Source organism: Streptomyces sp. NPDC019396 (assembly GCF_040632375.1).
Taxonomy (GTDB): Bacteria; Actinomycetota; Actinomycetes; order Streptomycetales; family Streptomycetaceae; genus Streptomyces.
This window is the reverse complement of the sequence record NZ_JBEYBS010000031.1, coordinates 43,350-64,858: the sequence shown is the minus strand read 5'-3', so window position 1 is coordinate 64,858 and position 21,509 is coordinate 43,350. Positions and strand designations below refer to the sequence as shown.

Here is a 21,509-nt window from a genome sequence, read left to right as displayed (position 1 = left end):
GGCGGATCCTCCGCAAAGCCCGCTGCAACCCGAGCCAGATGACATCAATCGTCAAAGCCATCCTCACCCTCGAGACTCACCGCTGAACAAGCTCAGTGGTCGCGAGCATGAGTAACGACTGCTCATTCCGCGATGGGCAGAGAGCCTTGCGGGGCGATGACGGGGCAACGGGCGGGAGATGGCAGCGAAGAGGTGCGGCCGCTCGTCGGGGCGAGCCGCCGGCGACAGGAGGAACGTCAGAAACAGCACGGAAGCCCTTGCGCAGGCGGACGGCCGGGCTGTCGGTCCTGCAGAGCCAGAACCGTCCAGGCCCGTCACACCACTGCACGACGGTCCGCTCCCGGCGCGGTGTCCCGTCGATCACCTGCCGACAGTCCCGCCACATGCCGCAACGCCTGTCTCCGACACACAGCAACGGCCACAGCCGTTCCCACTCCGCACCACCCAGATCGCCCCGCCCCAAGACGGGGGACGGCCCCATGCGGATTCACAGCGGGGCGAACAGGGTTTTCTCACCGCAGAGTCGGCAGGCGGCCTCCACGCACCCGGCCGAGGGAAAGAATCCGGCCAATGTCGTGACGGATGTGTCCCGCTTTCCCTCCGAGACCGGATATCGTGATCATATGCCGGGTCGGCGCCTCCCCCCGTGGGCGCCGGCCTGGCTCTTCCCACAGCTGCCGGAGGCCGTGAAGGTGTCAGGACGATGCCCGGCGGTGACGTGGGGGCCTCACCGGTCGACGGCCTGGTTGACAGCGTTCTCTGCTGTGTACGGCGCGGACGCGCGGGGGTACTCCCGTTGGGGGCCGCCGCCACAACTCGTCGCGGGTCGCCGGGTCTCCTGCCGGTACCAGACGGCCGACCGCGGGACTCGCGCGCAACCGAGAGCTTCCGGCGAGCCGGGTACCGCTGCCCTGCTGCTGTACCAGTCGGCTTTGATCGGTGGACCGGGGCACGTGGCCGAGCGCAGGGCGCCAAGTCGCCGACCGGGGCCGGCTCCCGCCTCCCACACCCTCGCCGCACGGTCCGGCTGCGCTCGGTGCCGCGTCCGGGATCGCAGGGACGCCGATCGCCGTGCAGCGGACCCCCTGGGACTCCGGTCCCGTCCCTTCGTTGCGTTCCGCCCTCTTGCGACGGTGTTCGGTGGGCCAAACTTCGCCTGCATGCAACTGTTTCGGCTCGTGGGGCGTCCGGGACCAATGGAGGCTACGGATAGTGAGTACGGGGCTAACGAGGGTGATGGTTCCTCGATCGGCGAGGGCCACCGCTGCGTGGAGTCGCTCCCCGAGTGCCGGAGCCATTGCCGAACGGGCTGAACAGGACACGATGCACACGTACTTGCGAACGCGTGGCGAAAGGTACGGCATGAGAAGGCTGAGCGGCATCGATGCCGTGATGAGGACGACCGCGGTCATCGCCAACGTCCGTATCACCGCGCAGAGAGCTGGATTCACGCGTATGACCGGATCACGTTCGGCGCTGCATGCTGCGGAGATTGGCCATCGACTGAGTCATGTTTGAGAACCCCCACCCCCACACTCACCCCGACACCAACGAACGTACGCCTCGCCAGGAGCTCGGACCGCTGGACCGGAGCGATCGGCGCCGGAGCGCAGGCTCGCTGTGGGTCTCCCTCAGGGAGCAGGTGGCGATCCTCTTCGCCACCTGGTCGACGGCTCGGCTGATCCGACGCGACCTGGGGCTCTCCGGCGTTCGTGACATGCAAGGGCTCGTCGACGCCATCGCGGTGAAGCGCAACAAGCCGATCACCGTCACGGAGACGCCTCTGCCGCCCGAGGTCTCGGCGTTCTGCGCACGGGGCAGGGATCGCGACTTCATCGTGGTCGACTCGAACGCGAACGAACTCACGCGTCTCCACGCGGAGCTGCACGAGCTCTGGCATCTGTGGGAGGACCATCCTGACGACGACACCAGCGGCCAGCCGATGAGCGAGGCCACCGTGCGCCGGCTGCTGCCCGGGCTGAAGCCCGGCCCGGTGCTCCAGGTCCTGACCCGATCGCACTACGACAGTGCTCATGAGCGGCGAGCAGAGGCGTTCGCCACAGTGATGCTCCAGCGGCACCTTCAGCTGAGGAGTGATCAGAAGAGCACCGGCTTCCTCGCCTCGGCCCTCACACACAGGAGATCGGGTGTCTGAGCAGACCTCCACGCTCGTGTACCTGATCATGGCGGCGGCAAGTCTCGCGATCGCCCTCTGGAAGGGCCTGGCGCTGGTCCGTGATCCGACACCCACCCTCAGCCTGATCACGACGAACTTCCTCTGCTCCACGGCCATCTACGTGATGGCCGCCCCCTCGGTGTACCTGGCGATAGGTGAGGCAACCGGGAACCCCAGCTTCGCGACCCTGCCGGTCTACATCGGCATCCTGGTCTGCTTCGCGCACCTCCATGTCCTCACACTGCTGTGGAGTCCGATGCAGCAGAACAGCCCGGGCGCTCTCCGCCGGCGGGTGACCCGATGGGCGGCGTTCTACGGAGTGGCCGCACTCCTGATGATCGCCACCTTCTGCTCGGCCGACCTGTCGGAGCCCGCGGATCCGCTCAAGTTCAACACGAACAACGCGCACGATCCCGTCATCCTGCTCTTCCTGGCCGTCTTCCTGTCCACTCTGACGTGTTCGACCTTGAGCACCTTCCGGCAGTGTCGCAGGACACGGCTCGACGACCAGCGCATGCAGCACGCCGTGAGTTCCTTCGGGATCGCGATGCTTTTCGTGTTCGGCTACGTGGTGTGCGGCGTGCCGGCGATCGCGTTCGCCGCGCTGGGCAGTCATGCGCTCGACGAGGTGGGCGTCTGGGGATCCTCCTTCGGTGTCCTGGGTACCTTGATCGCCAGCTATGGACTGTGCGGCGCGGCGGTCAGCGCGTGGATGAAGGAGCGGCGCGACATCCGGGCGTTGCAGCCGTTGTGGGACATCGTGGTGGCGGGTGTCGATCCGGAACTCGCCTTCAGCGCGACCAGCGACCGGAGCCACCGCCAGGCGGCCAATGTGACCTTCAACCTCCACCGCCGGGTGATCGAGATCCTTGACGGTATGCGCGCTCTCCGCCCATGGGTGAGGGCGGAGCCCGTGGACGCCGTGTACACCTTGTACGAGCGGCCGCTCCGCGGGGGTATCCGCCCCTTCCAGCCGGTCCCGGAGCGGGAACTCCGGGCCATCGCCACCGCTGCCGCCCTGCGGGATGCGGCCGAGCGCCTCCAGGCCGCGCAGCGAGAGGAAGCCCTGCGCGGCAGCTCCGGCCGGCCTCAAGCGCCAGACACCCCTGCCAGGTGCCTCCTTGGGGAGGACACACCGGCCGCGGACGAACGCGACCGTCTCCTGCACATCGCCCGAGTCCTCACACATCCCCTGGTCACTGCGGCTCTGCAGGATGTCAGGAAAGGTGGCGTCGACACCGTGACGCCTGGCCGGACGACGCCGTAGACGTCGCAAGCCGCAGCTCGTCCGGTGCGCTCAGGTGCCGGACGTTCGGGATGAGCACCTCACGGTAGTGTCCCTTTGGCGCTGTTCATGAGAGTGGCGGGGGGGCTTGGCGCGATTCGGCGTCGAGTCATGGGCGCATGTGGGGGCTTGTGTGCGACGAGCGGTCGTCTTGGGTGGGAGCTTTGCCGGGCTGCTGGCCGCCCGCGTCCTCAGCGATCATGCTGACGAGGTCGTCGTCGTCGAGCAGGACGACCTCGCCCTCGAGGGCAACGGCAGCGGGGCTCCGCATCGACAGCAACTCCATGCGTTGCTGTCGATGGGGCACGCACAGCTGGAACGGTGGTTTCCTGGCATCACCGAAGAACTCATCGGCGCCGGGGCCCGTCTGGGCACCGGGTTCCAGGTCCAGTTCTACCTCGACGGGGTCCTCAAGCCGCCGCTGGCGCACAGTCGGATGATGGGCGCGACACGCACTCTGCTGGAGAGCCACGTGCGCGGGCGTGTCCTGGCTCTCCCCAACGTCGTCCTCTGTCGCGGCCGGGCCGGAGGTCTCGCGTTCGAGGGAAGCCGCGTGTGCGGCGTGCGCTTCACCTCGGAGGATTCCCTCTCCCCGACCACTGCCGTCAGCGACGGCATGGACGCAGACCTCGTTGTCGACGCGATGGGCCGGTCCAGTCGACTGGGCGCGTGGCTGGAGGAGAGGGGCTGGAGCGCGCCGCCGCTGGAGCGCATGAGGGTCGACCTCGGGTACGCGACAGCGGCCTTCCATCGTGGCGACGAGCTCCCGGACACGGTCATCGCTCACTCCGCACCTGGACCGGCCAGCGGGTATCAGCCGACTGTGTGCGAGCCGGGGGCGCTTGCCTCGGTCGAGGGCAACCGCTGGACCGTGGTGCTGGCCGGATACACGGACCACCGGCCCGGACGCGACCAGGATGAGTTTCGTGCGCGTATGCGCCGGTGTGTCGCTCCTCTGCGTGAAGTGGCGGAGCGGTGTTCGATGGACGGGGATGTTCGCACGTTTCACTTCCGCGACAGCCAGCGGCGGAACTTCGCGCTCCTGGATCGGTTCCCAGGCGGCCTGGTGGCGGTCGGCGACTCGGTGGCCTCGGTGAATCCGATCTACGGACAAGGCCTCACGCTGGCCGCTCTGCAGGCTTCGGCACTGTCCGCGTATCTGCGGACCGGTGCCCCCCTTCGTGACGTCGCGTGGGGCTACTTCCGCAGGGCAGGTGTGGTCGTGAACGCGGCCTGGCAGGTGTCCGCGACCGCCGACCTCGCCCAGCCTCACGTGACGGGCCCGTACCCTCGCGGCTACCGGCTCATCCGCTGGGCGGGTGACAAGATCGCAGAAGCCTCCGTGATCGATCCGCTCGTCAACAGCGCCTTCATGGACGTGGTGCACATGCAGAGACATCCGAGGGCTCTCACCCGGCCCTCCCTCCTCCTCGAAGTCGCGCGGGTCATGCTCGGCCGATGAGACCCGGCAGCATCCCCGCACCGCATACCCTCACGAAGGAAGCGAGTTCGTCGTGCCAACGTGGTCCAGCACCCTCGACCAGGCAGGGATCACGGAATCCCTGCTTCGCCGTGACTTCACCGATCAACGCCGGCTGGTAGCACGCTTTGCCCGAGCTGAGTACGTCGCGGTGCGGCTGCTGCTGTCCGCTTCGCTCATCCCTGATGTCATCGCCGCCACGGCGTTCATGCACCACACCGACAATCTCATCGACCAGGGCCCGCTGGCCGAGCGTCTCGCTGCCCTCGCTCACTGGGACCGGCAGGTGCGCGCGGCACTGGACACCGGTTCGGCCGGCGAGCCCGTGCTGCGAGCGCTTCTCGACGCCGTCCAGCGCCGCCCCCAACTGCGGAGGTACGCCCAGGACTTCCTTGCCGGTGCCCCTGCGGAGGTGCGATGGGAGGGCTTCGAAGACGAAGACGCCTTTCAGTACTACGTCGACGCCTACTCGCACCCCGCCTTCATGGTCGTCGCTTGCCTGATCGAACCGCCGTCAGCGCAGGACGCCTACACCAGCGGCTGCCGAATGTTCATCGAGGCGAGCCAGCGGCTCGACTTCCTGGAGGACCTCGCCGAGGATCTGAGCAGCGGCCGGCTCGGCATTCCGCAGACGGCCCTGGCGCAGTGCGGCCTGTCGCGCGCCGAACTGGAACAGGAGCCGGCCCCCAACCGCGTTCGTGAGCTCGTCGAGCATCAGGTCGCCTGGGTCCGCCCGCGCTTCACGGCGTCGCGTCACCTCATCGAACTGGTGGAACCGCACAACAAGCCGTTCATAAGAGCGCTGGTGTCCCTTCAGGAGCTGCGTCTGCGCAAGGTGGAAACAGCTGGGCCCGCGCTGCTCCACACGTCTCCCCGGACACCGGTCGCCGGAGCGCTTCGCCTGCTGGCAGGGGAATACCGCTCTGCCCGCGTCATCAAGAAGAGCCGCTCCACACAGCGACCCATCGATTGACCAGCAGGGGCCCGAGGCACGTGCCCGGCCCACCGCGGGGTCACGGCTTCCGCGGGGGGAAGATCAGTGTGCCCCGGGGGAGGAGTCTTCGCCAGAGTGCTCGGAGTCCGACCGTACAAGCCCCAACAGGCCCTGAATCAACGGAATGATCCGACTCCTGCTCTTCGGTGTGAGCGCGAGCATCGTGTCGGTGAGCTCCCGGACCTCCGGGTCGTCCCGTTCGGGGGCCGGTTGGTTCAGCGCAAAGGTGAGCGCCGCGCGCAGCTCGTCGCCGAGCCTGCCGGACGTGTCACTGGACGCACTGCTGCGCATGGCCAGCTGTGTGATGCCCTTGCCTTTGAGCAGTGCCGTGTGGGTGAGGCTGTCATGCACAGGTCGCAGCGCCCTGCAAAGGGCATCGCGGTCGTCGGCCGTGAAGAAGCCGGGCGGCACCTGAAAGAATTTCTCCAGACCTCCGAGGACTTTGAGGCCGGGCATGCGCTCGCCTCTCAGCATGTAACCGACCTGACCGTGCGAGATCCCCGCGCCGGCGGCGATCTCGTCATGGCTGAACTGTTTGCCTCCCGGCTTGAGGCGCGTCTCCCGGAGGAAGACAAGCCGCTGCTGGAAGACTTCCGGCAGGCTTCTTGGCTCCGCCTCCGCGCCACGGAGCATCGCCTGCACTCGATCAACCGGTATGCCTGTCCTGTAGGAGATGTCGTCGAGCTCAATGACGTCGCTGTCCAGGCCCAGAAGCGCGAGTAGTTCGTCGATCGATGCAATGACCTCTGCAAGATCATCCGCCTGCGCTGCATCAGGGGCGGCATCCATGGCCGTACTGTCTCCTGGTTCGTGGGCGGCGAAGACCGCATATGCGCGGCCACTCCGAGGCTACCGGGCGCGAACAGTCAAGTCACGCACCCCACCACAATAATGGCGGCCACGTCTGGACAGGTGGGGGGTCAGCATGGCCCAACCGACTTCGCCACCACAATTGTTGACAACGTGAGTCCGGTGGAGCAGGATCGCTTACGTCGTAGATCGCCTGATGGCGCCTGAAGGGGCCGCCGTCAGTACGCATCGGCCGGAGGGTCGTTCACTCCGTCGCCGTATGCCGCAGTACCGCGGGCGATTCTGCTGGAAGCCGTCACGTCAGGCAACGGGGGTCTTGACGTGGCAGTTGAGGGCTCATGACTCGACAGGGCTGTTCACAGCATCGCCCGCAACCGCGCCGGCCTGCATCGCGATGCAGGCCGGCGCCCGGACGTTCGTCACGTCGCGCCGCGCCGAAGCCTCACGGTGCGCCGTACTTGATCACGCTGTTCGGCAACCGCCGCACACGGAAGCGGCCTTCGCCTCGATCACGTGCTCCGCCCAAGGAGCACAGATGCTCAGCGCGCAAAGGCCGTGACGACGAGTCTGCCGCATCATGACGCCCGACGGGAGCCGCTGGCGGAACTGCCGTGCCTACGAAGCGAGTTCCAGGTACCGTCTCATCGCCCCCGGACAGCGCACCGCCACCTTTGCGTGAGACGGCGAGCGGATGGTTCGCGGACTCAGACGTGGCAGTGCGCGTTGACCAGCAGCGTGTCCCCGGGCAAGGCGTCGAGGTACGCTTGGGCACTTGCATGTCGGGGTGCTGGTTGAAGGCGTGCACGATGTTGGTAGGCGGTGCCCTGATCGTGAGGGCCGGACCGGGATCGGATTTCCGGTGTTCTGCCCACCCCATGAGGACGCAAGATGGTGCGCATGACTTTGGCCACTCCCATGCTGCACACCGCTCGCCTGCGACTGCGACCCTTCGCCGACTCCGATGCGGACCTCCTTTTCGCGCTGCACAGCAGCACCCATGTGATGCGGTACTGGGACTCCGCGCCGTGGACCGCACGGGCTCGCGCTGAGCGCTTCATCGCGATGTGCGGAAAGATGGCGGACGAAGGCACTGGGGCGCGGGTGGCCATCGACCGTGCTTGTGACGGGGCCTTCGTCGGCTGGTGCGGTCTGACCGGATGGAACCCGGACTACCGCAGCGCGTCGTTGGGCTACGTCCTCGACGATGCGATGTGGGGCCACGGCTACGCGACGGAAGCCGCGCACGCCTTGCTGCAGTGGGCATTCGACACACTGGACCTGAATCGGGTTCAGGCCGAGACCGATACACGCAACGTGGCATCCGCCCGGGTTCTGGAGAAGATCGGATTCGTGCAGGAAGGGACGTTGCGGGAAGACTGCGTCGTGAACGGCGAGGTATCCGACTCGTGGGTGTTCGGGTTGATCAGGCGAGAGTGGCGGCCGTCGACCATGCCGATCCCAGTCGGCTGAGAGGGCGTTGCATCCGTTTCTGGTAGAGGCCGCATCCGGGTTGGGTGAGGACGTCTTGGCGGCCAGCCGGCTGAGGCAGAAGGCGCCGGACCCCCTCGGCGTTGACGGCGTTCACCGCTCCGTGGATGGTCACCGCGTCCTTGAAGCCCCGGTCGACCAGGGCCTTCTCCAGTTGCCGACCGCGCCACCCGCTGCTGCTTCCATGCCGTGATCAGCGGTTCGATCAACACCCACTGCTCATCAGGCATGTCAGTCGAGCACGGCACCCGTTCCATGTCCGCGACTCCATCATGCACACGACACGACGCTCGACCGGAACCGCCTCCTCACCCACGAACAGGTGAGACCAGATCATCTACTGATCTTTAAGGGTTTGGGTTACGTCGGGGCGCCAACGCGGTCCGCGCCAGATCGCGTAGCCAGACGTGTGCGGGGTCGGTGTCATAGCGCTGATGCCATGACAGGTACACCGCGGCCGACGGCAGTTCGAACGGCAGCGGGAGCAGGGTCAGACCGAGAACCGAGGCCGCTGAACGCGTCGTCGATTCGGGGGCTGTCACGAGGAGGTCGGAGCCGCGCACGAACTCGAACGCGGCCCCTTCGGTGGGCACGGTCGCCACTACCCGTCGGGTGAGGCCGAGCCGCGCGAGAACGTCGTCGAGGGCGTTGCCGAGCCTTCCGCGCCGCGAGACGGTGATGTGCTCGGCCGCGGCGTACTGCGCGGCGGTGACAGTCTTGGCTCGGGTGAGCGGGTGCCCTCGCCGCACGACGATGACGTGCTGGGTCTCAGCCACCCGATCGGCGCGAATGTCGGGTGCGGTCGGGCGGTTCGCGTTCGCCTCCAGGTCGATCTCGCCTCGACGCAGCTCGGGGGTGTCGATGCTCGATTCCGCGATGAAGCGCAAACGCACGCCCGGCGCCTGCTTGCATACAGCCGCGAGAAGCGCGGGGCCACTGAGGGCGACGAGTGAATCGTGCCAGCGGAGTGTGAAGGTGCGCTCGAGCGTCGTGAGGTCGAGTTCGCGGCTCGGTGCCAGCACGCCCTGGACCTGCTGCAGCAGCTCGTGCACCTGTTCCCGGACGGCGATCGCGTACGGCGTCGGGGTCATCGTGCGCCCGGTACGCACCAGGATCTGATCCCCCGTCGTGCGCCGGATCCGGCCGAGGCTTCGACTCATCGCGGGGGCGGTGACGTGCAGGCGCTCAGCGGCTCCCGCCACGCTGCCTTCCTCCAGGAGCGCATCGAGCGCGGCGAGCAGGTTCAAATCCAATTGCATGAGACTCATCCTAACCGTGCTTTACATGCACTTGCAGTTAATGATGGGCCCTCCTACCTTCGAGATGCGGGCGCGAAAGAAGCACGGCTTTCGCCTGGTCCGCCTCATCACCCCCCTGCTCAGATGGGAGCACCGCCATGCCCGAGTCGATTCAGACCACCGGAATTGCAGCCACCGCCGACTCCGCGGCCGACGCCGACCTGCTCGCGCAGACCGCGATCGCCGTGCGCGCGGCGGCTTCGGCGCTGCGGGAGCGATTCGGCGACGTGGTCCGCTACCAGACCCGCGAAGAGCTGATGCGCGCGCTCGCCGCCAACGACGACGCGGCCCGCGACGTCCTGCTCCCCCGCCTCACCCTCCTGCGCCCGGGCGCCCGGTTGGTGGAGGACGAGCTCGCGGGCGGGGCCCTGCCCCCCGGCGAATGGTGGGTCCTGGATCCGGCCGAGGGCAACGTCAACCACCTGCACGCCCTGCCGGAGTGGGCGGTGACCGCCACTCTCGTACGCGACAACCAGCCGGTGCTCACCGCAGTTCACCTGCCGTTGACCGGTGAGACCTACACCGCACTCGCCGGCGCCGGCGCCCACCTCGACGGCCGCCCGCTGCACGTGTCACAGACCACGGACCTCGGCCTGAGCCTCGTGGCCACGAGCCAGGCCAGGCCGGACGAGGACGAGAAGGTCGTGCGGCGCATCGGCTCCTCGATCACCGCGATGCTCTTCGATGCGCTCGTGGTGCGGACATCCGTGCCCGCCACCCTGCACCTACTGAACGTGGCCGCCGGCCGGATCGACGCCTTCTGGCAGTTCGCCGGGGCCCGCGCGGACCTGCTTCCCGGGGCGCTGCTCGTCGCCGAGGCCGGCGGGCGGATATCCGACGCCGAGGGCCGCCCCTGGACCCCGGAGAGCGAGAGCTTCCTGGCCGCCGGGCCCGGCGTGCACACCGAAGCCGTCACCACGCTCTCCCGCTGACTCCCACGAGAACCACAAACACCGGAAGGACCACATCAGCATGACCACGATCGCCGTGCTCGGAAACGGCCGCGTCGGCGGCAGCCTCGCCCCGGCCCTCACCCGGGCCGGGCACGAGGTGACCGTGGCGGACGGCTCACCCGGCTCTGCCGCCGACGCGGCCCGGACAGCGCAGATCGTCATCAACGCCACCCCGGGCGCCAGCTCGCTGGAGCGGCTCATCGCGCTGCGCGAGGAACTGCGGGGCAGGATTCTCGTAGACGTCTCCAACGCCACCGTCGACGGACCAGACGGACTGCCGGCCGAGCTGGTCTACCCCGGCTCGAGCCTCGCGGAGCAACTTCAAGAAGCTCTCCCCGACACGCGCGTCGTCAAGACGCTCAACACGATGCTCTACACGGTGATGACCGCGCCCGCCGCGCTCACCCAGACACCGACCGCCTTCCTCTCCGGCAAGGACCCAGAGGCCAAGCAGGTCGTACGCGGGCTTCTCGCCGACCTCGGCTGGCAGCAGGAGTGGATCACGGACCTCGGCGGGATCGAGACCGCGCGGGCCGCCGAGGCCGCGATCCTGTTCGTGCCACACGTGATCCGATCCAGCGGATTCGCGCCCTTCGCAATCTCGATCACCCGCTGAAGGCCCGACGCCTTTCCTTGGATCCTGTAAGCCCCACACCGCGTTCACAACACGCCCTGGCCCCCGGAGCGGGGCCATGCCCTCGACCGTGACCGCCTCGTTCGACACCGTCCAGGGGCGAGTGCACCGGGTAGCACGGCGACCCGGACCACCTCTGGGGTGATCCGGGTCGCCGCGCCGGCCGGCTAGAGCTTTTCGATGTCCTTGTGGACTAGCTCAGAGCCGTGGAAAGCCGCCAAGCGCACCTTGAGCTGATGGCCCTGCGGCGCCTTGATGGTCAGGTTGGGCGACTCCACCAGGCTGCCACCGTTACACGGAGGCTCGCTGTTGAGGCTGGTCCAACCGTCCTGGGGGTCGTTCCACTCCACCCAGACGCAGTCGCGCTCGCCGGCTTTGGCCTCCACCAAGAGGATCTTGACAGCGTTCGCCGCGCCGTCGACGCGCTGATAGGTCACCGTCGCCGAACTGTGGTGCAGCCCGGCGCCGGCCTCCAGATTGACTGCGCTGGCCGCGGTGGTCGCAGCGGCTGGGGCTGCTCCTCCCGCAAGTGTGGCGGCCACCACCGCGACGGTGGCAGACAGGGCAGGTATGCGCATGATGCATCTCCACAACGCTAGACATTCCCGCATTCGGCCGTGTCTCCTCCCGGCGATCCCTCGCCAGGCGGCGGCCTCGACGACGAATCTGGCAGGGTTCGCGGGGCCGCAGCATGAGGGATCGACCCCTGATGGGCGGACGCGGCGGTCACGGGACCCCCTCGGCACGCACCCGCGCTGACACCGGGAAACCCGCCGTCCACCACCCGTCGACACACCGCCTTGCCGGAACCCTGCTCTGGACCGACGTTGACCACGGCCGTTGTCGACCCACGCTGGGCTCGATCATGGCGAAAGCCCGCCCGTGGGGTCCGGTCGTGCGGCAGCGCATCGCCGCGTCCGGGATGTGCGCGTCCCGCGCCCCGCCCACACGTGGGTGCGCCGAACAAGCGGGCCACGGCCCCAGACCCGGCGCGGTCCTGGCCGGCTCGGCCCCGGCCGACGGATTGGTCGCCGCCGTACGCACCGGCTGGTGGCGGATGCGGTGGTCCACGACTCGGCCGGACCGCATCGTGAACGCTCGTGCGGTTCCCGGGGACGGCGACGGGTTCCGCGACGACGAGGACTTCGACCACTGCGGGTGTGACGTCCCACCGGCCTTCCCACTCTTAGCCGCTGTACGTCGCGAACGAACCGAAGGCTCTTCTCTCATGTCAACTCATTCCCCCGGAGACCCCCTTGCCCTGGAAGGGGCCGTCGTCCGGATCATTGCGTCCGTCCTCAGGGCCGACGGCCTGACGGCCGCGGACAGCTTCTACGACCTCGGGGGCACCTCCCTGCACGCCATGCGGATCTGCGCCCGGGTACGCGGCGAGTTGGGCATCCTGATCGATCCGCAGGTGGTCTTCGACCAGGACACGGTCGGCGGGATCTGCGCCTCCGCCGTCGGCGCCCGGCACAACCCCCTCGGCGCACCGGAGCTCTCCGCCGACATCGCCGGCGCGGCCGACCCCGGCTCCGTACAGCCCCCGCTGCCCGCCGAGCAGCCGCTGTCCCGTCCCGTCCGGACCGGGGGCGAGCCGCTCGACCTACGCCTCATCCACGAGGCCGTAACACATCAGGCACTGATGCGGCCGGATGCCGTCGCCCTGGTCTGCGGGGCCGAGCGGGTCAGCTACCGGCGGCTGGACGCACTCGCCGACGCCTGTGCCCTCGAGTTGCTCGACCTGGGCGTGCGGCCGGGACACGTGGTGCCGGTGGTCCTGCCGCGCTCGCGGAGTCTGGTCGTGGTGCTGCTGGCGATCCTCAAGTGCGGCGCCGCCTACGCGGCTCTCGACCACCGCTGGCCCGCGGAGCGGATCGCCGCAGTCACCGGAGCCCTCGGCGCCCCGGTCGTGGTGACCCGTGCTCCGGGTCCGTACAGCTGGGACCCGGATGCTTCCCCACCGGACGAGGCCCGGCAGGAGGGTGTCCGCGCGGCGGCGACCATCGTGCCGCACACCGCCCCGGCCACGGTCTTCTTCACCTCGGGCACCACAGGGGTGCCCAAGGGCGTGGTCTCCCCTCACCAGGCCACCACCCGGCTCTTCGCACCGGACGGATTCGCCGACTTCGGCCCGGGCCGGGTCATGCCCCAGGCGGCACCCCCCTCCTGGGACGCGTTCAGCCTGGAGCTGTGGGGGATGCTCACCACCGGCGGCACCTCCGTGATCGTGGAGAGCGACTACTTGCTCCCGGACGACCTCCTGGACCTGATCAAGAACGAGGGAGTGAACTCCCTCTGGCTCACCGCCAGCCTGTTCAACCTCTTCGTCGACGCGAACGTGGACTGCTTCAACGGCCTGACCCAGGTCCTCACCGGCGGTGAACGCCTCTCGGCCGCGCACGCCCGCACCTTCCTGTCAGCCCATCCGGGCGTGGCCCTCGTCAACGGCTACGGTCCGGTCGAGAGCTGCGTCTTCGCCACCGCGCACACCGTGACCGCGCGGGACTGCGACCGTCCGGGCGGTGCCCCCGTCGGCAGGCCCGTGCCGGGTACGAGCGTGCACATCCTCGAAGGGACCACGCCGCTGGAGCCCGGTGTGGAGGGAGAGATCTGCGCGGCGGGGGCCGGGCTCGCGGTCGGCTACCTGGACAACGAGCGGGCCTCGGCAGCCTCGTTCGTGACCGTCGAGATCGACGGCACACCGACCCGGCTGTACCGCACCGGCGACCGGGGCGCGCTGGACGAGGACGGGGTGCTGCACTTCCGGGGCCGTACAGACCGGCAGGTGAAGATCGCCGGTCACCGCGTCGAGCCCGCCGAGGCGGAAGCCGCCGCCCGGCGTCTTCCGGCCGTGCGGGACTGCGCGGTGATCCCCCTGCCCAAGCCCGACGGTGGCGGATACGACCGTCTGGCCCTCTTCTACACCGCTGCCGACCCGGAAGGCGACGACGGCCCCGAGACGGTGCGCGCATCCCTGGCAGCCGTACTGCCCCGCTACCTGGTCCCGACAAGCGTCCACCGTCGTCCGGTGCTCCCCCGCACCTTGAACGGCAAGCTCGACCACGCCACTCTGCTGGGCGACCTCACCGCTCAGGGCGCAGACGGCGAGCGGCGGGCGGGCGACGCGACCTCCTGCCATCCCATGTCGTACGAGCAGGAGTCGATCTGGCTCAACGACCAGGTTCAGGAGGGGACTTCGCGCTACCTGGAGTCCTGGGTCAACCGACTGCGGGGACCGGTGGACATCGACGCCGTGCGCATCGCGCTGAACGGAGTCGTGGACCGTCACGAGAGCCTGCGCAGCCGACTGGTCCTGGCGGAGGGCAGGCCCGTCCAGCAGGTCCTCCCCCACCTGTCTGTCCCGCTCACCATCCGGGATGTCACGGAGGACGGCCTGGACGCCGCGCTGCGCGAGGCTGTGTCCGGGCCGGTGGTGCTGTCCGAACCGCCTCTGCTGAGGGCGACGTTGCTGCGCATCGCCCAGGACGATGCCGTACTCGCGGTCTGCGTGCATCACGCGGTGGTCGACGGCTGGTGCTTCAGCCTGTTCGACCACGAGTTCAGCGAGCTCTACCGGAAGGCGCTGGGCGAGGCCCGCCCGCCTCTGCCCGGACTCCCCCTCCAGTTCGGCCCCTACGCAGCCGCCCAGCGGGACGGCGGAGAAGCGGCCCGGGCGGAAGCCCTCGCGTTCTGGAAGCACAGCCTCGCGGACGCCCCCGAGGAATCCGCCTTCCCCGCCGACCGTCCCCGACCGGCCGTGCTCGGCGCCGGCGGAGACCGGATCGAGTTCACCGTCGGCGCCATGCTCGGCCAGGGCATCCGGAGGCTGAGCCGACGGCTGCGGACCACCCCGTTCGCGGTCATGACCGCCGCGCTGGCCGTGCTGATCGGCCGGCACACCGGGCAGGACGACGTGGTCATCGGAACCCCGGTCTCCCGCCGGGACACCCCCGAGGTAGCAGGCATGATCGCCTGCCTGACCGACGTCATGCCGCTGCGCCTGCGCCCCACCGCCCACCTGTCCTTCCAGGAGTTCGTGGACATCGCGAAGGAGTCGATCTGGTCGGCCGTCCGGCACAAGGACCTGCCGTACAGCCACCTGGTGCGCGAACTGGGCGTGGAACGCACGCTGGGCCGCTTCCCGCTGTTCCAGGTCGTCTTCGCCCTCGACGACGCTCCCGCCCCGAACCTCGATCTGCCGGACGTGGACGCCGAACGGCTGTACGTCCACTCCGGGACCGCCAAGTACGACTCGTTCCTGCACATGATCCCCGCCGGGGACGGCTTCCGCGGTCTCTGGGATTTCTCCACCGACCTGTTCGACGCGGCCACCGCACACCGGCTCGCCGCACGTCTGCGCTCACTCCTGGAGGAAGTCGTCGCCGATCCCGGCCGCCCGGTGTGCGAACTGGACGTCCTGCCCCGGGAGGAGCGGGACCAGCTCAACCTCTGGGCGCAGGACGCCGAGGCCGTCGAAACCGCCGCCTTGGCGCACGAGGCGTTCCGGCGGCGAGCGCGGCAGCAGCCACGGTCCGTGGCGGTCCGCTGGCGGGGGCAGGAGCTGTCGTACGGCGAACTGAACCGCCGGTCCGACGCCGTCGCCGCTCACCTGGTCGATCGCGGACTGGAGCGCACCCCGGTCGCCATCTGCGTGGAACGCTCGCTGGACCTGCCGGTGGCCGTGCTCGGCGTGCTCAAGGCGGGCGGTGCGTACGTACCCATAGACCCGGCCCATCCGGCCGACCGGATCGCCTTCATGGTCGAGGACAGCGGCGCCGGCGTGGTGCTCACCCAGCGGGCTCTGGCCGACCGCGCAGCTCTCCCGGCAGGTGTCGGACCCTGCTTCCTGGACGAGGTCCCCGACACGGACCGCGACGTCCGCACCGCCGTCACCGGTGACGACCTCGCCTACCTGATCTACACCTCCGGATCGACCGGCCGCCCCAAGGGCGTCGCGATGCCGCACGGACCGCTGGCCAACCTGCTGGACTGGCAGTCCCGCCGCTCCACCGCCGCCCCCGGCGTCCGCACCCTGCAGTTCACCTCCCTCAGCTTCGACGTCGCCTTCCAGGAGCTCTTCAGCACCTGGTCCACCGGTGGCACGCTGGTCCTGGTCGACGACGACATCCGCAAGGACCCCGAGAAGCTGCTCGACCTCATCGAGGCCGAGCACGTCCAGCGGCTGTTCCTGCCGTTCGTGGCCCTCCAGCAGCTGGTGGAACACGCCTGCGCCACCGATCGCCGGTGCCCTTCCCTCACCGAGATCGTCACCGCGGGCGAGCAGTTGCAGACGACTCCGGCCCTGCGCCGGTTCTTCTCCACGCTGTGCACGGCCACCCTGGACAACCAGTACGGGCCGTCGGAGACCCACGTGGTCACCGCCGAGATGCTGACCGGCGACCCGTACGCCTGGCCGGACCTGCCTCCCATAGGACGGCCCGTCGACGGCGCGCGCATACGGCTGCTCGACGGACGGCTGCGGCCGGTCCCTGTGGGCGCGGTAGGAGAGCTGTGCGTTTCCGGCCCGGTACTGGCCCGGGGCTACCCGGGCCGGCCCGAGCTGACGGAGGAGAAGTTCGTCCGTACCTCCGATGGCAGGCTGTACCGCACGGGGGACCTGGCGCGGTTCCTGCCGGACGGCCGCATTCAGTGCCTGGGCCGCGGCGACGACCAGGTCAAGATACGCGGCCACCGGGTGGAGACCGGCGAGGTCGAGGCGGCCTTGCGGGACGTACCCGGCGTCGCCGACGCAGTGGTGGTGACACGTGATCCGGGGGCCGGGGCGGGCAAGCACCTGGTCGCCTACTATCTCGCCGGTTCCGAGCCCCCGGCGGCGGACACCCTCGCCTCGGTGCTGCGCCGGCGCCTGCCCGGCTACATGGTCCCGGCTCGCTGCATCGCCCTGGATGCCTTCCCGCTGACCTCCAGCGGGAAGGTCGACCGCAGGACTCTGGCCGTCCGGCAGCCCAGGGACCCGGCCGACACCGCCACGTACTCAGCTCCGCCAGGCACCGCCATGGAGAAGGCGATCGCCCTGATCTGGTCCGGACTGCTGGGTCTCGACGGAATCGGCGTCGGGGACGACTTCTTCGCCCTCGGCGGCAACTCCCTGCTCGCGACCCGCCTGGTCCTGGCACTGCGTACGGAACTGGGCGCATCCGTGCCCCTGCAGGCGGTATTCACCGCGCCCACCGTCTCCGGACTCGCGCTCATGGTCGACGGCACCGTCCCGACCGCCCCGGGCGACCCGGACCTGTCCGCGGAAGTACGGCTGGACGCCGGCATCGGCCCCACGGCTGACGTCACCACCGTGGCCAAGGAACCCCTGCACGTGCTGCTCACGGGGGCCACCGGATTCCTGGGCGCTTTCATGCTGCGTGACCTGCTGCGCCGCACCCGGGCCACCGTGCACTGCCTGGTCCGCGGACGCGACCAGGCACACGCCGCTGAACGGCTGCGCGCCACCCTGGAGCTGTACGGCCTGTGGGACCGGGTGCCGCGGGAGCGGATCACCGTACTCGCCGGCGACCTCGCAGAACCCCGTCTGGGTCTTACGGAGTCTGACTTCGACCGTCTCGCGCGCACGATGGACGCGGTCTACCATCCCGGAGCCGCGGTCAACCTGGTCTTCTCCTACGCCCAGTTGCGCGACGCCAACGTCCGGGGCACCGAAGAGGTTCTACGGCTGGCCGCACTGCACCGCACGGTGCCGGTCCACCATGTCTCCACCGTCGGCGTGTTCACCTCCGGCGAGCCCGGCGGGGTGGTCGGGGCCGGGCACCCGACCGGCCCGGCCACCGCGCTCGTGCACGGGTACACGCAGAGCAAGTGGGTGGCCGAGGGGCTGGTCGGACAGGCCCGCTCGCGCGGGCTGCCCGTCTCCGTCTACCGGCCCACACGGATCTTCGGAGACTCAGCGACGGGCGCCTGCCAGACCGGCGACTTCATGTGGCTGATCCTCAAGGCATGCGTCCAGGCACAGGCAGCGCCCGCCGGCCTGGAGACCGCCTTCGATCTGGCCCCGGTGGACTACGTCAGCGAAGCGATCGTCGCCCTGTCCCAGCAGGCTCAGGCCGCGTCCGGCACCTTCCACCTGGCCGCCGGACGGCTGACCCGCCTCGACACGGCCGTGGGCTGGCTACGCCGGGCCGGCTATCACATCACGGACGTCGGTCCGCCGGAGTGGCTGGACCGTATCCACGCGGACCCCGGCAACGCGGCCTTCCCGCTGCTGAGCACCCTCAGGGCGGAGACCGAAGGGGCAGGCTCCGAGGGAGGGCTCATCTTCGACACGACGGCCACTCAGAGCGCGCTGGAGGGCACGGGGATCGACTGCCCGGTCGTGGACGAGGAGCTGTTCAGCGTCTACCTGGGCTATTTCGTCCGGTCCGGATTCCTGCCCGTTCCCGCCGGTCCGCGCGTGGCACGGGACGGAGAGGAACGCCGCGCCGGCTGAGCCACCCCCGCGTGAGGCTGGGGAACGTGGCACCGGATCATCAGCCGGTCCCCGCGGCAGGACGCGCGGGAACCGGCTGCTTCTGCCCTGCAGCGCCTTTTGTCACGCGGCGCGGCAGCCGGTCGATCCGGAGGGGTGACCGCAGGTGGTACGCCCGGGTGGCGTGGAGCGCACTACCTGGTGCGGGTGTCCTGAAGAGGCCGAGCCGTTGGCCCGGGTGTTCGCCGTCATTCAATCGAGGCGTCTGACAGCGAACCCCGTCGTTCAGGCTTCCTCGTCAGCGAACCGGGTCGTCCTTCGGCCCGATGCCTCTGATCCTGGCAGGAGTTCCGTCCGGGGCGAACGAGTCCTGGAAGGTGAAGGCGTGCGGCGCGGAGCCGTGGTCGTGGAGGTGCTCCAGCCGGGAAACCCCGTCCTGCCAGGTGGGTATCACGCCGTCGGAGACCCACCAGAACACGTAGTTCGGGTGCCCTGTCCTCTCGAACCAGTCGTAACGCCTGTTCAGCGCCTCACGGTGCAGACCGGTGTAGACGGCGTCGAAGGCGGGGCGCAGACCGGTCCAGAGCGAGAGGGTCGCGGCCAGGGCGGTGGTTTCCCGCGTTCGGCCCTTCCCGTACCAGGCCGGTACGGCGAACTCTCCCCACGCGCCCCACTCCGCCTCGAAGAGCGCGCCCCGGTCACCGTCCGCCGCTTCAGCACGCGCGAGGTAGCCGGGGTGCTGACTGATCTTCCGGTAGACGGCCTCACCCATGTCGTAGAACTCGCGCGTGAAAGGTGCGGGATCGACCAGAGGTGACTTCAGGACGCCGAATGTGTACAGAGCAAGATGGGGCATGCGTCTCTTCCTGGTTGGGGCTGTCTGACGTGGACACAGTTCGGCGGCTTGCATGGGGCGAGGGTTCGTGGGGCGTGACCGACTCATCCCGTAGCGGGTGGTCCAGCCTGAAGGAATCCCTGTGCGACCGTGGCCGACCACCGAGGGCCAGGTGAAGGTAGCTGCCTCTGCCGAGCCATGTCGAAGTTGCGTTTTCCCTGTCCAAGTGGCCTCTTGCCCACGTCCCTGCGGGAGTCGGGGCGGTGGTGGTGCCTGCCGTCGTGGGAGTCTGCATCGGCCCAGCAGCTGCGGAGCAGCATCGCCAGCTCCGCTCGAACCGGTGTACCGGGGCACGCCGGCGACCAAGTTGGGGCCCGGGAACTCCCTTTTCACCGACTCCAATCGGATCACCGAGGTTTTCCGAGAAGTCATCACACCCAGCACGCCGGGCGCCCGAGGTCCAGCGTCAGGCCCGATCAAATGGCCTTTCGTGCACATCCTTTGCCCGTATCGGCCAGAATGACGATCTTGAGCTGATTGCTTGTGCGACGGCTGATACTGTGCGCTTGTTTTCCGTCATCCAGGGACCCCCACTCCTGAAGGCCTTGCCCCCCATGAATGAAATAGCTGTCGAGACACCCGAGAACGCCTTCCTTCCGGGTGGCCGGCGCCGGCATCGCAAGCCCAGACGGAACGGCACGGGAACCGGTCTGCAGAGGGCTCTCGTCCTCGCCATGGCCGTGCCCGTGGCTTCCGCCGCGCTGGCGGGCCCGAACGCCTTCGCTGCCGAAAAGGGTGTCGGCGCAACGGCCAAGACCGACGTCCCGGACCCCGACGACCAGCGGATCGCCGCGAACCTGGAGACCCGCGTACACGACACGCGGCTCGGCTCCAATGTGAGTGGCGTGGTCATCGACGCGGAGTCCGACACGACCATCTGGGGCCACAACGCCTCGACCGCGCTGATGCCGGCGTCCAACGCCAAGCTCGCCACGTCGGCCGCCGCCCTGACCGTGCTCGGCCCGGACCACCGGTTCACCACCAGGGTCGTGTACGGCAACGGCACCCTGACCCTCGTCGGAGGTGGTGACCGTACCCTGACCACCGCCGACCTCACCGACTTGGCGAAATCCGCTGTCGCCGGACTGAAGGCCGCCGGCCTGACCACCGTGAAGGTCGCCGTCGACGACAGCCTGTTCCCCGAGCCTACGCTGGCCGACGGCTGGAACGACGGCTACTACCCCGACACCGTCGCCCCGGTCCGCGCGCTGGTCGTTGACAAGCACGCCGTCCAGGACACCTCCGTCGACGCCGGGCAGGCATTCGCCAATCAGCTCGCCGCAGGGGGCGTCACCGTCACCGGCGACGTCACACGCGCCACCGCGAGTCCGCAGGACGTGCCGGTGGCCCGGCACAAGTCGGCACCGCTGTCGGAGATCGTCAAGTCGATGCTCAAGCACAGCGACAACAACATCGCCGAGAGCCTTCTGCGGATGACCGCGCTGGGCGCCGGCCACCCCGCCACCTTCGAGGGCGGCACCGAGGTCCTGCGCCAGGTCCTGAGCGGGGTGTACGGCGTCTCGCTCGACGACTTCGAGCTCCACGACGGCAGCGGCCTGTCCCGGAAGGACCGCATCCCGGCCACCACCCTCGCGCAGATCCTCGACCTGCTGACGCAGCCCCGCTACGCGCACACCCTCGGCTCCGTGCTCGAGGGCCTGCCCGTCTCCGGCGAGGCCGGGAGCACGCTCGGCTCGGAGTACGGCCGCTTCGACGGCGAGAACTCCAAGTGCGCGGTGGGCAAGGTACGCGCGAAGACGGGCACCCTCACCGGTGCTATCGCGCTGAGCGGTCTGACGCAGGGCAAGGACGGCAAGTGGAAGGTGTTCTCCTTCATCGAGAACGGCGCCACGGCCGACCAGAACTCCACCAAGGACGCCATGGACGACCTCGCGGCCACCGTCAACGGCTGTTACGCGTAACACCGGCCCCGTTTCGCACGGGCGGACGACCACCCCCTCCTGACGGCGGGGCCTCGTCCATCAGCCCGCCTTCCGATGACGCCCGTACCTTGTCGAGCACCGCTGCGATATTGACAAACTGACGGCACATCAGGAA

The 21,509-nt window shown here is 69.0% G+C and carries 13 protein-coding genes and 1 pseudogene; 9 read left to right on the top strand and 5 right to left on the bottom strand.

Features of this window, described 5'->3' with window-relative positions:
• The first annotated feature begins 1,510 nt into the window (after window positions 1–1,510).
• From ABZ532_RS27720 to ABZ532_RS27705, 4 genes are all read left to right on the top strand, one after another.
• Window positions 1,511–2,155 (top strand): hypothetical protein, encoded by a 645-nt coding sequence (locus tag ABZ532_RS27720; protein ID WP_361289407.1) that lies wholly within the window; start codon window positions 1,511–1,513, stop codon window positions 2,153–2,155.
• Entirely contained in the window at window positions 2,148–3,443 is a 1,296-nt protein-coding gene (locus tag ABZ532_RS27715; protein ID WP_361289404.1) for an MAB_1171c family putative transporter, read from the top strand. The genes ABZ532_RS27720 and ABZ532_RS27715 overlap by 8 nt, the downstream gene beginning before the upstream one ends.
• Window positions 3,444–3,612: 169 nt before the next feature.
• Window positions 3,613–4,923, top strand: coding sequence for a hypothetical protein (locus ABZ532_RS27710; protein ID WP_361289401.1), 1,311 nt, complete (start codon window positions 3,613–3,615; stop codon window positions 4,921–4,923).
• Between the two features lie 52 nt (window positions 4,924–4,975).
• Window positions 4,976–5,914, top strand: coding sequence for a squalene/phytoene synthase family protein (locus ABZ532_RS27705; RefSeq protein WP_361289398.1), 939 nt, complete (start codon window positions 4,976–4,978; stop codon window positions 5,912–5,914).
• 63 nt (window positions 5,915–5,977) lie between these two features.
• On the opposite strand, the gene ABZ532_RS27700 is transcribed toward ABZ532_RS27705, so the two are convergent.
• The gene (locus ABZ532_RS27700; protein WP_361289395.1) at window positions 5,978–6,724 is read right to left on the bottom strand and encodes a helix-turn-helix transcriptional regulator; all 747 of its coding nucleotides are present in this window, start codon (window positions 6,722–6,724) and stop codon (window positions 5,978–5,980) included.
• Window positions 6,725–7,642: 918 nt separating this feature from the next.
• On the opposite strand from ABZ532_RS27700, the gene ABZ532_RS27695 reads away from it, so the two are divergent.
• Complete coding sequence (locus tag ABZ532_RS27695; protein WP_361289416.1) at window positions 7,643–8,215, top strand: GNAT family protein; 573 nt, start codon at window positions 7,643–7,645, stop codon at window positions 8,213–8,215.
• Between the two features lie 155 nt (window positions 8,216–8,370).
• On the opposite strand, the pseudogene ABZ532_RS27690 reads toward ABZ532_RS27695, so the two are convergent.
• Window positions 8,371–8,490: pseudogene (locus ABZ532_RS27690) on the bottom strand (IS5/IS1182 family transposase); the annotation flags it as partial.
• A gap of 90 nt (window positions 8,491–8,580) precedes the next feature.
• Window positions 8,581–9,492, bottom strand: a complete 912-nt coding sequence (locus ABZ532_RS27685) for a LysR family transcriptional regulator (protein ID WP_361289392.1) — start codon at window positions 9,490–9,492, stop codon at window positions 8,581–8,583.
• 137 nt (window positions 9,493–9,629) lie between these two features.
• Between ABZ532_RS27685 and ABZ532_RS27680 the strand changes: the two genes are divergently transcribed.
• Together ABZ532_RS27680 and ABZ532_RS27675 are read left to right on the top strand one after the other, a co-directional pair.
• Window positions 9,630–10,463: an inositol monophosphatase family protein gene (locus tag ABZ532_RS27680; RefSeq protein WP_361289389.1), complete on the top strand. Its 834-nt coding sequence runs from the start codon at window positions 9,630–9,632 to the stop codon at window positions 10,461–10,463.
• Between the two features lie 40 nt (window positions 10,464–10,503).
• Window positions 10,504–11,100, top strand: a complete 597-nt coding sequence (locus ABZ532_RS27675; RefSeq protein WP_361289386.1) for an NAD(P)-binding domain-containing protein — start codon at window positions 10,504–10,506, stop codon at window positions 11,098–11,100.
• A 185-nt stretch (window positions 11,101–11,285) separates the two neighbouring features.
• On the opposite strand, the gene ABZ532_RS27670 is transcribed toward ABZ532_RS27675, so the two are convergent.
• Complete coding sequence (locus ABZ532_RS27670) at window positions 11,286–11,696, bottom strand: hypothetical protein (protein WP_361289383.1); 411 nt, start codon at window positions 11,694–11,696, stop codon at window positions 11,286–11,288.
• Window positions 11,697–12,346: 650 nt separating this feature from the next.
• On the opposite strand from ABZ532_RS27670, the gene ABZ532_RS27665 reads away from it, so the two are divergent.
• Window positions 12,347–18,577 (top strand): amino acid adenylation domain-containing protein, encoded by a 6,231-nt coding sequence (locus ABZ532_RS27665; protein ID WP_361289380.1) that lies wholly within the window; start codon window positions 12,347–12,349, stop codon window positions 18,575–18,577.
• Between the two features lie 277 nt (window positions 18,578–18,854).
• On the opposite strand, the gene ABZ532_RS27660 is transcribed toward ABZ532_RS27665, so the two are convergent.
• Complete coding sequence (locus ABZ532_RS27660; RefSeq protein WP_361289377.1) at window positions 18,855–19,412, bottom strand: DUF3291 domain-containing protein; 558 nt, start codon at window positions 19,410–19,412, stop codon at window positions 18,855–18,857.
• 593 nt (window positions 19,413–20,005) lie between these two features.
• On the opposite strand from ABZ532_RS27660, the gene dacB reads away from it, so the two are divergent.
• Window positions 20,006–21,373: a D-alanyl-D-alanine carboxypeptidase/D-alanyl-D-alanine-endopeptidase gene (gene dacB, locus ABZ532_RS27655; RefSeq protein ID WP_361289374.1), complete on the top strand. Its 1,368-nt coding sequence runs from the start codon at window positions 20,006–20,008 to the stop codon at window positions 21,371–21,373.
• Window positions 21,374–21,509: the final 136 nt, after the last annotated feature.